This window comes from Niallia sp. FSL W8-0635 (assembly GCF_038007965.1).
Taxonomy (GTDB): Bacteria; Bacillota; Bacilli; order Bacillales; family Cytobacillaceae; genus Niallia.
In genome coordinates this window covers 2035438-2049344 of the sequence record NZ_JBBOYD010000001.1, presented here as the reverse complement: position 1 = coordinate 2049344, position 13907 = coordinate 2035438, and the positions used below count along the sequence as shown (strand labels likewise).

The window sequence follows — 13907 nt, the reverse complement described above, 5'->3', positions numbered from 1 at the left end:
AGCCATTTGTATGTTGAAGTATGTACTAAAGCTATTGTATTTACTATAAAGGAGTATTGTCAATGAAGCGTACATTTCCAATTATTGAAACAGAGCGTTTGTATTTAAGAGGCGTAAGATTTGAAGATGCTAAGGATATGTTTACCTACTTATCAGATCAAGAAGTTGTTCAGCATATGGGGCTAGAACCATATAAGTCTCCTGAAGAAGTGATGGAAGAAATGGATTGGTACAAATCAATCTGGGAAAAAGGCACTGGAATAAGATGGTGCATTACATTAAAAGACGAAGATACTGTGATTGGCAGCTGTGGTTTTTTGAATATGCAGCAGAAGCATTATAAAGCCGAGATAGGATATGAACTAAGCAGAAATTATTGGGGCAAAGGGATCGCTAGCGAAGCATTAAAAGCCGTGCTTACATATGGATTCCAGCATTTTGACTTAGAAAGAATCGAATCGTTAATTGAACCATTAAATACATCTTCACAAAAGTTAGTCGAAAAACATGGCTTTCTAAGAGAAGGTTTATTAAGACATTATGAATATACTTGCGGAAAATTTGATGATTTATACATGTACTCTATCCTTAAAGGAGATTTCCCTCTTTAAAGCATACTAAATAGGGATTCATTCAAAGAATCATCACCATTTTTCCATTTAAAAGTCAACATTAACTTTGTCTCCTTTGGTTAAACTAACGTAAAATCAAAGGAGACAAAAGTATGAAGAGACGAAAGTATGAAAAAAACTTCTTAAGAATTTTATTTGTTTTAGGAATTGTTTCTTTTTTTAACTTACTTCGAAAGCCACCATTAAAGGATTGGCTCATTATTTTCTTACTAAAAAGTTATATAGCCTCCATTTTAGATAATCTTTTAGTAAAAAAGGGATACCTAACCTATCCAGTAAAATCATTAAAAATATTTGATGTTAGCGTTTTATTTAGCTATCTTCTTTTTCCTGTAACTTGCATTTATTTCAATCAAGTGACTAAAAATTCAAGTATGGTTGGGATATTGGTTAAGTGCATATTTTTTAGCGTCCCATCAACACTTGCAGAACATTGGATTGAAAGAAATACTAACTTAATTCGTTATAAAAAAACTTGGACATCTTTCCATAGTTTTCTTTCGATCGCAGGAACTTTTTTATTCGTAAGATTTATGATGATATTAATTAGAAAAGCTGCTATTAAGCAATCGGGAGAATAATGATAAATTACAAATATAAACATTCTATCTTATAAAGGAATTTCTACTTTTTTATAGAACTTTTCAATAAATTCTAAATAAAGGTGGAATGTTTATGCATTCAATTTCTTCTCCCATCGATTGCAAAGTAAATAATGTGTTTATTCATGTAAGTAATCTTAAAAAAGCAGCGGCATGGTATAGCGAATTACTTGGACTCCCGTTTAATAAGGATAAGGTAGAATCACCTGTCTATAACATTCCCGTTCCTTCAGAAACCGGGATTACATTGGATGATCACACATTTGATCCAGATTTTCAACTAAAACCTTCTGACCACGTTTTATTTAATTTTTCCGTTCAAGATATTGATGAAGCGTATGAATTTGTCCAAAGTAAAGGTATTACCATTGTTAGGGAAATCGAGCGAATTAGTGATTTCGCTTATTTTAACTTTAAAGACTTAGATGGAAATGTATTAATGATATGTAATAACTAATGAATATAACTTAAAATCAATACAGCAATTCTTTGCTGCATTGATTTTTACTTATATATCTTGTATTTTATCCCTTTTTAATACTAATTGTTAATATCTCAAGTTAGAATTAACCTGAAATATATAACAACTAAGGAAGACTTAAATCCGCTTCGTACTTAAAGCAAACTTTCTTCTGTTACCTTCATTTTATAAAAATATTCTTGTTTATTCATTAACTCCCTATAAGAACCGCACTCGACAATTCCCCCTTGATCCATTACAATAATTTGATCCATATGCTCTAATTCCTGTAAACGATGGCTAACTAAAATGAATGTATCCTGTTCAGCACACTCAAAAATTTCCTGATAAATATTTTGTTCTGTCTGTGCATCAAGTGATGACGTTGGCTCATCTAGTAACCATAAATGCCCTTTTTTCAAAAATGCTCTAGCAATGGCCAAACGTTGTTTTTCTCCCCCTGAAAGATTTTCTCCTTTTTCTAACACGCGATGCTCTAGCGAAAAATGTTCTAACCTTGCCTTTTTTAATGCCGCTTCCATTTGTTCGTCACTAAGCTGTGATCCAGCTAATTGAAGATTATCACGAATAGTTCCATAAAAATAATAATTCTCCTGTAAGACAACTCTAGTTTGTTCCCAAATCGCCTCGCTGGATACTGTCGATGTGTCAAAATCACCCCAATAAATTTTTCCAGCATCTACATGTTGTAGCTTTAAGATAAGCTGAAGCAAGGTGGATTTTCCAGAGCCACTCGCACCAACAATCGCCGTCTTTGACCCGGCTGGCATCATAAATGATAAGTTTGGAATTGTTTTACGCCAATTTTCCATGTAAGTGAATTGAATGTCTATAAACGCTAATGATGGTGCAAGGCTAGGTAATTCATTAATAGTAGTCTCCCTCTTATCTTCTATGAAACTCAGATTTTCTACTACTTCATATAAACGTGTAGATGCATCTCTACTTTCTTGCATATAGATAGGAAAAACCGCCATCGGTGCAGCAGGCTCAAAGACAGTTAAAGAAATCATGACAAGCATTGCCAAAAATATCCCTTCAAGCATCCCATTAGTAACAAAATAGGCTCCAGCTCCTATGACAAACCAACTTGTAACAAACGTTATAAAACCATTAAACGATTGACTTAACACTTTATTTAAATTTTCTACTTTTTGTTGATTAATATACGATTCAGAGTGACTCAAAAGCTGTTGTTGTTTACTTGGTAATTGATGAAACAGCTTTAATTCACGAAATCCATACATTACCTCTGTAATGTAAGTTGATAGGTCACCACGATCCTGCCTAACTTTCCCTTTAATTTTGACTTGCTTTAAGGAAAATAGTGCTGGAATGATAATCGTCGTTAGGAAAAATCCAAGTAATAGAATCAAAGCAATGGCGATGGAATAAAAACTAGTAAATAAGATAGTACTAACAAAAACAAGTAAGAGCACAAGCGGTGGATAAAACACCCTTAAAAAGAAATTTTGAAGGCTTTCTACATCTCCGACAACACGCGCAAGTAGATCCCCGCTTCTATATTTGTGAAAAATTTGTGGAATAAGTGGCGTTAGTTTTCCAAAAAAAGCTACTCGTAAATTACTTAGAATCGTAAATGTCGCTCTATGAGAATAAAGTCGCTCTCCATATTTCGCTCCTGCCTTAACAAGACCGAGTAACTTTACTGTCGAAGTCAATATTATCAATGTATAAAAAGGAGGAATTAATGCAGACTTAGATATTAGATAACCGCTTGCAGCAAACAACCCTACACTGCTAGTTCCAGCAATAAATCCACAAATGACAGCAATGCTAATATCTTTTTTCTCCATTAACATCAATTTCATTATTTTCTGCAGTGCACTCACTTTTGACTCCTCCTTTTTTGGATCATTACTAACTCCTTATATGCGGGTGAAATTTTTAATAATGATTCGTGTGTGCCAACAGCTAGTAGCTTTCCATTTTCTAAAAAAAGAATTTGGTCAGCATTTTTTATCGTATGTAAACGATGCGCAACGGTAATAACCGTTGCTGTCTCATTTAATTTTTGGATTGATTGTTGTAAGATTTTTTCAGTAGCTAAATCCAGCCCACGTGTTGGTTCATCCAACAATACAATATGAGGTTTTTTTAGAAAAGCACGTGCAATGGATACTCTTTGCTTTTCACCGCTAGAAAGCCCCCTTCCAACTTCACCAATTCTAGTTTCAAACCCATTTTCTAATGATTCAATCAATAAAGCGATTCCTGCTAATTGTGCTGCAGCTTTAATTGCTTCCATGCCAACTTCTTCTGTAGTTCCCATCGCAATATTTTCAGCTATCGTTCCTGAAAAAATATAAGGGTTTTGCGATATATAAGAAATTTTCTCTAACCAAGAGAATTCTGTATACTTTGTGAGCTCTTCTTGATTAATGTAAATCGCTCCCTTCTTAGGAGTAATCATACCTGCTATTAAATGAAGTAAGGTTGTCTTTCCTGCTCCACTAGCGCCAACAATGGCAATTTTTTGCTTAGGTAAAAAAGAAGCTGTCACAGATTCTAATTGAAAGTTAGTATTTGCGTAAGTGAAATTCACTTGATTGAGCTGAATGGTTGGTGGCACTTCCCACTCTGGAAAAATTTGTTCCCCCCATATAGTAGGTTCATCTTCTTCGTCAAATACTTCTAATACTTTTTTAGCTGCTCCCATGCTGCTTCTACCATTATGAAACGTTACTCCAAGTTCTTTTAATGAACTATAAAATTCCGGAACCAATATTAAAATCAAAAATGCAGTAAAAAAGGAGAGACTTTCATATATAATTATTTGAATAGCAAGTTCTAGTGCTACTATCCCAATACTCAACATCGATATAAGTTCAATGGCAAAAGATTGTGTAAATGCAATCTTCAATATTTCTAGCGTAGTATCGCGGAAGCTTAAGCTACTTTTTTCTAATTCTTCTTTTTGTCGAATTGTTTGTGCAAATAGCTTTATAGTTACTAACCCTTGTAAAGTTTCTAAAAATTTAGCAGAAAAAGAAGCTAATTTCTCCAACTTCTCCTCTGATTTTTTTTGTGTTTTGATACCAATGACTATCATATAAATAGGAATAAATGGGGCAGAGACCATTAAAATAATGCCTGAATTCATATGCTGTGTGGAAATAACAATAAGCATTAAAATCGGCACAAATATACTTTGCATAACCTGAGGGATAAACTGACTATAAAAACTATCCATCTCATCCACACCATCAAGTAGCATACTTACTTTTTCTCCAGTCTGACCTTTTTCAGCTAGTTGGACAGAATTAGAAACATACTTTTTTAATAACTTCTTACGCGTATTCCCCTTGACATCGCTTGCAATCGAAACACCAATCCGTTTACTTATATAATCCATACTGGACCTTACAAATAGAATGAAGAGTAACGCTATCAGCCACGGTATAACTGCTGAAAATGTTTGATTTTTTAGAAAAACACCATCGACAATGCTTGTCATCACGTAAGCCTGTGCAATAATTGCGATGCCAAGGATCAATGTGAGACCCATTAAAAAATAAACCTTCTTCTTATGCATCCAAACCGTTTTCTTTAAATTTCCCACGAACAATTCAGCCCTTTAATCTATAATTAAGCGTATTCATCATTTTTTTCCTTTGGCATAATCTGCATCAAATAAAAAGAGGCGCATCAATAAGATTAGGGAAGGAATTAATAATAAAAGTCCCCCAATAAAGGCAATTATAAGCGCCATTGCCATAGATGTATTTGTAACACTATCTTCAATATTGATGTATGGATAGAGCAAATAGGGATACTTAGCCATTCCGTATCCGAAAAAGGCAAAGAGGAACTGCAGCATAATAGCAATAAATGCAATACCATAATTTCTGCCTATATATAATAGGCTAATCCCAATGATGAAAAAGCCCATTGATAAGCCAAATATCCACCATAAATCCAACATATTTTCATAGTTGACCTGGTTTCTCTGACTTAAAGCAATCATCGTTGTCAACGCCATAATAATGGTTGGTGTTGCCCAAAATAATGCCCATTTACGTACTAACTGAAGTGCTGCTATATCTTTTGCTCTTGATGCATAATAGGTGATAAAGCTTGCACTAATAAATAAAACAGAAACAATAGCTAACGCAACAATACTCCATGCTAACGAACTGGTAAATAATTCTAAATACTTTAACGAAACTTGACCGTTCAGTTCAGAAATATATCCTCCTTCTGAAATCGTTAAGGCGACCGATAACGATGCCGGGATGAATAGCCCTGTAGCTCCATATAGAAACATATAAACATTACTTTGTTTTGAACCATAATTTTCAAAAGCATAAAAGGAACCTCGAATTGCTAGCAAGATAATCCCAAAACTTGCAGGCACAAGTAAAGAGGATCCATAATAATATGCCGTAGACGGGAAAAAACCGACGATTCCCACAAAAAAGAAAACTAAAAACACATTCGTAACTTCCCAAACAGGCGATAAATAGCGTGAAATAATTTGATTAATGATATGATCTTGCTTCGTAATCTTTGCATAGTATGCAAAAAAACCTGCTCCAAAATCAATCGATGCTACAATGAGATAACCGTATAAAAACAGCCACAAAACGGTAATTCCAATTACTTCATAGCTCATTTTTCAATCCCCTCTTTCCATTCAGGGTAATGCTTCTCTAACTCCACTTCTACTGGATTGTCTTTAAATAATTTTCGCAAGGTTATCGTAAATAATGTACCGAGCACTATATACAATGCTAGAAATAGAAAAAACATATGCACGATATAAGGAGAAGAAGTTGCTGCCTCATTAACCGTCATATATCCTCTTACTATCCAAGGCTGCCTTCCTAATTCTGCAAAAAGCCATCCAAGTTCTACAGCTAACATTGCAAGCGGTCCACTTATCGCAAGTAGCCAAAGCATTAATTTACTGTGCACATTCCAGCGTTTAAGTCTGCTTAAAACAATATATATAAATGAAATACCTAATAAGAAGAAACCAATGGATACCATTGAATCAAATAGATAGTGTATGATTAATGGGGGTCTTTCCTCTTCTTTCGTTGCTTCCAATCCAGTTACCTCGCTCATAAAGTCACCATGTGCTAAAAAGCTTAGAAATCCTGGTACGCGAATCGCTCCAACGATTTCATTATCCTTATTCAACCATCCAAAAAGGAGAAGATCAGCATTCTCCTCTGACTCAAAAAGCCATTCTGCGGCAGCTAGTTTCTCAGTCTGATGTTTTGCTAAATATTTTGCTGACACATCACCGGCTAATGCAGTAATTACCGAAAATATAAACATAGCAATAACCGTCATTTTTAATGCTTTTTTATGATATTCACAAGCACCTTTGTTCCTTATTAACGCAATTGCGGCAATAGTTGCTAAAATAGCGGCTACAGTTAAATACGAACCTCCCAATACGTGAAAAATTCTAGTTGGAGATGATGGATTTAACATTGCTTTTAATGGATTAACAGCAACAAATTCCCCATCCACCATCGTAAATCCATTAGGCGAGTTCATAAACGAATTTACTGTCGTTATAAAGACCGCAGACATTCCCGCACCGATAACGACCGGTAGCGTTAATAGCCAATGTGTATACTTCCCTTTAAACCGATCCCAAGTATATAAATAAATCCCCAAGAAAATAGCTTCAAAGAAAAACGCAAAAACTTCCATAAATAACGGCAATGCAATTACATTCCCTGCAAGCTGCATAAAGTTTGGCCAGACTAAAGATAACTGTAGAGCAATGGCTGTTCCAGTCACTACTCCAATTGCAACAGTTATTACAAAGCCTCTTGACCATCTTTTCGCTAGCAATTCATAATGCTTGTCTTGTTTTCTAATACCGACTAATTCAGCTATTGAAATAAACAATGGTACTCCTACCCCAAGTGTTGCAAAGATTATATGAAAAAGCAGGGTCATTGCTGTAATCAATCTACTAATCGTGACCGTATCAAAATCCATATTTTCTCTCCTATTCATTTTAAATTAGTGAATTATTGAGCATAATTATGCCATATTATATCGATATAGGATTGCTGTACTTTTATAAATCTATCCTCATTTTACTAAAGATTCCCTTTTAGATTACCCACATTATTTAAAACTTATGTATGGACAAGGTAGATAGAAATAGGTACCTATCTAGCCTCTATTGATTAAATCAAAAACTATTTTCAGTAAAAATCACTTTTATTACCTCATTGGAATTTTATATAAACATAACACTTTGATAATACCACTTTTTTCCATTCGTTTAACTTAATGTTGACGATATTAGAACAATAATAGTTTAGTCAACTACTTCTTTTAGCTAATCAATAAATACTTATAATATTTCCATCCAAGTCTTCACTGCTGTTGCTAAAATTAAAATTCCCATTATTCCTTGTAAGACCCTTGTATTGACCTTTTTTCCAACGTTAGCTCCTATAGGTGAAGCAATCAGACTGGCAACAACCAAAATAAGAGAAGGCAATATCGGTACATGGCCTGTTGAGATTTTTCCTGAGACAGTTCCTATTGATGAAATAAGTGTAATGGCTAAGGATGATGCAATGGTCATTCTTGTTGGTATTTTTAATAGGACAAGCATGATAGGAACTAATAAGAATGCTCCTCCCGCACCTACAATACCTGACCCCACACCTACGATAAAGGCAAATGAAGCAGCTAGCCATTTATTAAACTTGACTTGTTCTAAACGGTTAGCATCGATCTCTTTTTTAGGTACAAACATTAAAATAACAGCAATAATAGCTAAAATGCCATATACGATATTAATTCCACTATCCGACATGTGAGTGGAACTCATGCCCCCAATAAAACTCCCGATTAAAACGCTAATTCCCATATTAACAATTAATGTTTTATTTAAATATCCGCCACTACGATAAGCCCAAACACCACCAAGTGTCGCAAAGAACACTTGGATGGCTGTAATTACTGAAACTTCATGTGATGTAAAATGACCCACCCCTAAAATTACTGGAATATATAATAACATTGGATAATTTATAATGGCTCCTCCTATTCCTAACATTCCAGAAAGAAAGGAACCGATAAAGCCAATTGTGAAAATAGTGATGATGAAATTAATATCCATATAGATCCCCCCTCTTTAGAAAAAAAAGGAACCTTAATTGGTCCCCTTATAGTTCAACCTTTTTTAATCCAAAATTTCAACACTCCGTTTTCATCTTCGTGTTGTAATAATTCATGCCCTCCTGATTTAGCCCAAGCAGTTAAATCATTTTTAGCCCCTTTATCAGTTGTATGAACTTCTAATACCTGACCTGATTCCATCTCTCCTATTGTTTTTTTTGTCTTTACAATCGGCATTGGGCAAGCTAACCCTTTTGCATCTAATACTTTAGTTGATTCCATTATCATATTTTCCTCCTATTTATAAATTATCGGACTGCACAACGGTTTGGTCCTATTTCCATCTCACGTTGTTTATCTAAGTCTGGACTAATTTTCCCCATATTTGTTTCACGAATTTCTTGATAAGCGTTTGGTTGTGGTGGAAGGTTCTCTGTTACAAGTCTTCTAAACTCATTTTCGTCTTCAATATTTAAACCATGATTTTTCTCAAACAATGTACCTAATCTTTCTGATACACTACCGTCTTCATTCAGTTCATCAATGATCATAAAGTGAGCTGGGAGTACAATTAGTTCTTCTGAAAGTTCTCTGTAACGAGAATACAGGCTTTCACGTAAATCTGCTACCCAGTCTTCTGCCATTCCTGCTAAATCGGGTCTTCCAATTGAATCAATAAATAAGATGTCCCCTGACAGAAGGAATTTCCCATCCACAACAAATGATGTAGAACCGATTGTGTGACCTGGAGAGTACAGCGCATGAATATCAATTTCTGTTTTTCCGATTGTCACTACTTTGCCGCCTTCTAGAGCGTTGTATTCAAAAGTTACCTCAGTCGCATCTTTTGGAGGTAACCAGTATGTTGCACCTGTTTTTTCAGCGATGACTCTTCCTCCTGAAATATGATCTGCATGAAGATGAGTATCAAAAACATGTGTGATTTTTACTCCCATTTCATTCGCAAAGTTTAGAAAAATATCTGTCATACGAGTGGCGTCTATAATTGCAGCTTCTCCGTTAGAAATCACCATATAGGATAGACAACCTTTTCCGATGCGAACAAATTGGTGTAATTCTCCACCTTCCGTTAAATTCCCAATCTTTACAGGCTCTAAATGTTCACTCCACGCCTTCATACCACCTTGCAAATAAGAAACAGTTAAACCTTGTTCTGAAAGCATCTCTGCCACCATTACAGAAGAACCCTCTTTAGCACAAACAACTAATATTTCTTTTGTAGCTGGAAGTTTTTCTAAAATTTCTTCCACTCCATCAAGTAATTCAAAATACGGGATATTTAAATAATCAAAGTTTTCCCCTTCAATTTTCCAATCCTTAAAATCACTTTCGTTACGAACATCTAGAATAAATAATTCTTCTTTATTAAATACTTTTTTAGTTACTTCTTTTGTCTGCATAACTTTAACAGCCATATCCATTTACCCCCTACGGTATATTTTTGGTTAAAAAAATAATAAACCCTCTTAAAAGTTAGTGTTGCGTCCGCATCTTTATCAAATTCTAAAAAGGTTACTGCTCCTCCTACTTCAGTTCCATCAACAAAAGCACCTCTTTCTGATCCCATAACATCCATTGTCATTTGGCAACCAATGAATTTAACACCCATTTCTTGGGCATTGCAACTAATTCGGGGAATAGCTGGTACATTTGCATTAGCAAACCCTTGCGCGAAATGTTCTTTGCCTTGAGGCATTGGTAATTGTTTGTATTCATTTTTATGAATTAAGTTCAACCCTTCAAAAGTAAAGAAAATGGCTACTTCTTTATCTGTTGCTGCTGTTTGTTGTTTCAACTTTCACCTCTAGGAAAGAAACAATGTGTTCTGCCAAAATTTTTTTAACAGAACACACTATGGACAACGTGAAATAGTATATACTTTTACTTCGTCCATATTAATCTCTCTATTTGATTAAAGAATCCGATTTTCCTGTCCAAGCACTCATGCCTGGAACCACATTAATCACATTATCAAAACCCTTTTCAGCTAACTTTTGAGCAGCAAGATCACTACGGTTACCTGTGCGACATACCACATAGATTTCATCATCTGCTTTTAATTCGTTTAAACGCAATTCTAATTCTCCTAACGGAATCGAAACCGCATTAGGTATATGATTAAATGCATATTCAGCTTCTTCCCTTACATCAAGAACCACGATATTTTCATTCGTTTCTAGCTTCTTTTCAAGTGCTTCATTGCTAGTTACATTGGGATGTTTTCTTTCAATTGAAGCATCATTAGATGATTTTCTTAAATAATGTTTTAATACATTGTCTTCTTCAATTGTGCCAAGATAATGATGACCAGCACTATTAGCCCATGCTTGAATATCAGCTTTTGAGCCCTTATCTGTTGCTTGAACTTCTAAGACCTGACCTGCTTGTAAATCATTCATTGCTTTTTTTGTTCTTACGATTGGCATTGGGCAAGCTAACCCTTTTGCATCTAATAAAAAATCTGTTTTTAATGATTCCATCTTATTAAAGCCTCCCATTTTACCCCATCGGGTATTTGATTAACCGAAAATATTTACTTCGTCTCGCCTTCCCATGCAAGCATTCCACCAGTCATATTTATTACTTTAAATCCATGATCTTCGAGAAATCGACTTGCTTGACCACTTCTTCCACCAGAACGGCAAACCATGATATATTCTTTAGATTTATCTAATTCATGCATACGGAATTCTACTAACCCTAGTGGGATATGAATGGCTCCTGGGATCTTACCAGTTGCAACTTCATCAACTTCTCGAACATCAATAATATTTAACACTTTACCTTCTCTTAAAAGTTTCTCTACTTCTTTTGCAGTTAATTGTTTCATGCTTTTGCCTCCTTATGATCTCCAAGCGTTCATTCCGCCTTTTACATTGGTCACTTTAGTATATCCTAATTTTTTTAACATTTTAATTGCGTTTTGACTTCTCATTCCACTTTGGCAAATAACAATTACTTCTTTATCTTTTGAGATTTCTTTCTCCGCTTTTTGCATAATTTGTTGAAGTGGAATATTTTTAAATCCTTTAATATTGTTTACTCTATATTCCCCAGGAGTACGGACATCAATAAATTGTTTATTTTTATCCTCTAACTCATCCCGTAGCTCTAATGCTGTAATCTGTCTTACACCTTTTGTAGGAATGAATCGTCTGATGATAAAAATTAACAGTAGCCCAATTATTATATAATTTAGATATTCCAAGATTATCTCTCCCTTTATGTAGGGAAGAATCCCCTACTGATTTAGATAAATAGGTTTACATTTCCATCTTCTGCATCACCCAAATAAGCAGCAACACCTGCATATTCAATATTATCCAACAGTTCTTCTTTTTGAAGTCCTAATAAATCCATTGTCATCGTACAGGCAACAAGCTTTATATCTTGTTCTCTTGCCATTTCGATTAAATCTGGAAGTGGCATTGCATTGTGTTTTTTAATCACATTTTTAATCATTTTAGGACCAAAACCAGCAAAGTTCATTTTTGACAGCCCCATTTTATCTGCACCTTTTGGCATCATTCTGCCAAACATTTTTTCCATGAAGCCTTTTTTCACTTGAATATCTGCATCTTTTCGCAAGGCATTTAGTCCCCAAAACGTGTGAAAAATGGTTACTTCATGATCATACGCCGCTGCCCCGTTCGCAATGATATAAGCTGCCATTGCTTTATCATAATCGCCACTAAATAATACAATTGTTGTTTTTTTCTTTTCTGTCATTATAGTTCCTCCTCATGTATCAGTCACCCTTACCTGTATGGGTATATTTATAAACAAAAAAATTTAACCTTTTTTAATCCAAAACTTTAATACATCATTCGCTTCTTCATATTTTAGTAGCTCATGTCCACCCGATTTTGCCCAAGCAGTGAGATCGTTCTTTGCACCTTTATCAGTAGTATGAATTTCTAATACTTGACCAGCAATTAATTCATTTATTGCCTTCTTTGTTTTTACAATTGGCATTGGACATGCTAATCCTTTTGCATCTAACAATTTATCTATATTCATTCTTTTAACTCTCCTTTTATCATTTACCTTTACCCCTATGGGTATAATAGTAATAAAAATAAAAGTGGGTGTCAACCCTTTTATTTTTATCTACTTTTCACAAGCAGATTTACAGCTTCTTTTACTAAATCTTCTGTGTTTTTTTCTCCATTTTCTTCTGCATTGCGCACACACTCTACTAAATTAGAACTAACCACAACACCAATTGTCCGATCAATAGCAGCACGTGTTGCAGATAGCTGAGTTATAACATCCTTACAGTCTTTGTTTTCTTCCATCATCCTTAAAATTCCTCTAAGTTGGCCTTCAATACGTTTTACTCTATTTTTCATTTGCTCATTGTACTCCATATGATTACCCTCCTTAACAAATAATTACTTTTTAACTTGTCTCCTATAGTTACCTATGTTCTCCCATTTCATACTCATCGAAAAGGATGTATCCAACTATCTTGAAACCTTTTTGGCTTAATAAACGAACTCCTACATTCTTTTCCAAGCGATTCGAAGCTACTACAATCAGTTCGCTTTTTGATATATCTGTGTAATGCCTATTTATATAAGAAACTGGAATGTTAATCGCACCTTGTATAGGGCTTTTATAAGAAACATTATAATCTCTTATATCTACAACATTCAACATACTTAATTCAATATCTTTTTTATTTATTTGTGGAACCCCAATTATTGGGATATTCCTTCTAAAGATAAAGTAACCAATAATAATAAAACTTAAAATAACAATAGTCATATGAATCTTTCCTCCTAAATTAAAGAGGCAGGAATAACTGACAAAATCTATATTATACCCCGATAGGTATTTTGTCAACACTCCTTTTTGTTTTTTATTACTTAATCACTGGTCATCTTACTCAAGAGCACAAGCATTTACAAACCTTGATAATATCGAATAAGTATAATTGCTGTTACTACCTCCTATTATTTTAACTTTTGGATTTCAATCCATTGAGTTTTTTTAACTACTCATTTATAATACCAAGTATTACAATATGATTTAAAGGTTATT

Annotated in this window: 18 protein-coding genes; 3 read left to right on the top strand and 15 right to left on the bottom strand. The window is 34.4% G+C overall.

Features of this window, described 5'->3' with window-relative positions; genetic code table 11:
* Window positions 1–62 precede the first annotated feature (62 nt).
* The 3 genes from NYE52_RS09575 (at window position 63) to NYE52_RS09565 (ending at window position 1691) form a co-directional block, all read left to right on the top strand.
* Window positions 63–611 (top strand): GNAT family N-acetyltransferase, encoded by a 549-nt coding sequence (locus NYE52_RS09575; protein ID WP_341192853.1) that lies wholly within the window; start codon window positions 63–65, stop codon window positions 609–611.
* A 113-nt stretch (window positions 612–724) separates the two neighbouring features.
* Window positions 725–1213, top strand: a complete 489-nt coding sequence (locus NYE52_RS09570; RefSeq protein ID WP_341192852.1) for a CBO0543 family protein — start codon at window positions 725–727, stop codon at window positions 1211–1213.
* Between the two features lie 94 nt (window positions 1214–1307).
* A complete protein-coding gene (locus tag NYE52_RS09565; protein ID WP_341192851.1) occupies window positions 1308–1691 on the top strand; it encodes a VOC family protein in 384 nt (127 codons plus the stop codon).
* Between the two features lie 158 nt (window positions 1692–1849).
* Here the strand turns inward: NYE52_RS09565 and cydC are convergent, their stop codons facing one another.
* The 15 genes from cydC to NYE52_RS09490 all read right to left on the bottom strand — a co-directional run bounded on the left by cydC (window position 1850) and on the right by NYE52_RS09490 (window position 13631).
* Window positions 1850–3568: a thiol reductant ABC exporter subunit CydC gene (gene cydC / locus NYE52_RS09560; protein WP_341192850.1), complete on the bottom strand. Its 1719-nt coding sequence runs from the start codon at window positions 3566–3568 to the stop codon at window positions 1850–1852.
* Window positions 3565–5271: a thiol reductant ABC exporter subunit CydD gene (cydD, locus tag NYE52_RS09555; protein WP_341195149.1), complete on the bottom strand. Its 1707-nt coding sequence runs from the start codon at window positions 5269–5271 to the stop codon at window positions 3565–3567. The genes cydC and cydD overlap by 4 nt, the downstream gene beginning before the upstream one ends.
* 66 nt (window positions 5272–5337) lie before the next feature.
* Complete coding sequence (locus NYE52_RS09550; RefSeq protein WP_341192849.1) at window positions 5338–6351, bottom strand: cytochrome d ubiquinol oxidase subunit II; 1014 nt, start codon at window positions 6349–6351, stop codon at window positions 5338–5340.
* On the bottom strand, window positions 6348–7700 hold the full coding sequence (locus NYE52_RS09545; protein ID WP_341192848.1) for a cytochrome ubiquinol oxidase subunit I: 1353 nt from the start codon (window positions 7698–7700) through the stop codon (window positions 6348–6350). The genes NYE52_RS09550 and NYE52_RS09545 overlap by 4 nt, the downstream gene beginning before the upstream one ends.
* Window positions 7701–8064: 364 nt before the next feature.
* The gene (locus tag NYE52_RS09540; protein WP_031534666.1) at window positions 8065–8841 is read right to left on the bottom strand and encodes a sulfite exporter TauE/SafE family protein; all 777 of its coding nucleotides are present in this window, start codon (window positions 8839–8841) and stop codon (window positions 8065–8067) included.
* A 53-nt stretch (window positions 8842–8894) separates the two neighbouring features.
* A complete protein-coding gene (locus NYE52_RS09535) occupies window positions 8895–9122 on the bottom strand; it encodes a sulfurtransferase TusA family protein (RefSeq protein WP_341192847.1) in 228 nt (75 codons plus the stop codon).
* Between the two features lie 26 nt (window positions 9123–9148).
* Window positions 9149–10276, bottom strand: coding sequence for an MBL fold metallo-hydrolase (locus NYE52_RS09530; RefSeq protein WP_341192846.1), 1128 nt, complete (start codon window positions 10274–10276; stop codon window positions 9149–9151).
* Entirely contained in the window at window positions 10243–10656 is a 414-nt protein-coding gene (locus NYE52_RS09525; protein WP_341192845.1) for a DsrE/DsrF/DrsH-like family protein, read from the bottom strand. The genes NYE52_RS09530 and NYE52_RS09525 overlap by 34 nt, the downstream gene beginning before the upstream one ends.
* A gap of 109 nt (window positions 10657–10765) precedes the next feature.
* A complete protein-coding gene (locus tag NYE52_RS09520) occupies window positions 10766–11341 on the bottom strand; it encodes a sulfurtransferase TusA family protein (RefSeq protein WP_031534660.1) in 576 nt (191 codons plus the stop codon).
* Between the two features lie 53 nt (window positions 11342–11394).
* On the bottom strand, window positions 11395–11691 hold the full coding sequence (locus NYE52_RS09515) for a rhodanese-like domain-containing protein (protein WP_341192844.1): 297 nt from the start codon (window positions 11689–11691) through the stop codon (window positions 11395–11397).
* A 12-nt stretch (window positions 11692–11703) separates the two neighbouring features.
* On the bottom strand, window positions 11704–12069 hold the full coding sequence (locus tag NYE52_RS09510; RefSeq protein ID WP_341192843.1) for a rhodanese-like domain-containing protein: 366 nt from the start codon (window positions 12067–12069) through the stop codon (window positions 11704–11706).
* 41 nt (window positions 12070–12110) lie between these two features.
* A complete protein-coding gene (locus tag NYE52_RS09505) occupies window positions 12111–12590 on the bottom strand; it encodes a DsrE/DsrF/DrsH-like family protein (RefSeq protein WP_235247659.1) in 480 nt (159 codons plus the stop codon).
* A gap of 63 nt (window positions 12591–12653) precedes the next feature.
* Complete coding sequence (locus NYE52_RS09500; protein ID WP_341192842.1) at window positions 12654–12881, bottom strand: sulfurtransferase TusA family protein; 228 nt, start codon at window positions 12879–12881, stop codon at window positions 12654–12656.
* A gap of 86 nt (window positions 12882–12967) precedes the next feature.
* The gene (locus NYE52_RS09495; protein WP_031534652.1) at window positions 12968–13231 is read right to left on the bottom strand and encodes a metal-sensitive transcriptional regulator; all 264 of its coding nucleotides are present in this window, start codon (window positions 13229–13231) and stop codon (window positions 12968–12970) included.
* A 49-nt stretch (window positions 13232–13280) separates the two neighbouring features.
* Window positions 13281–13631: a hypothetical protein gene (locus tag NYE52_RS09490; protein ID WP_341192841.1), complete on the bottom strand. Its 351-nt coding sequence runs from the start codon at window positions 13629–13631 to the stop codon at window positions 13281–13283.
* Window positions 13632–13907 lie beyond the last annotated feature (276 nt).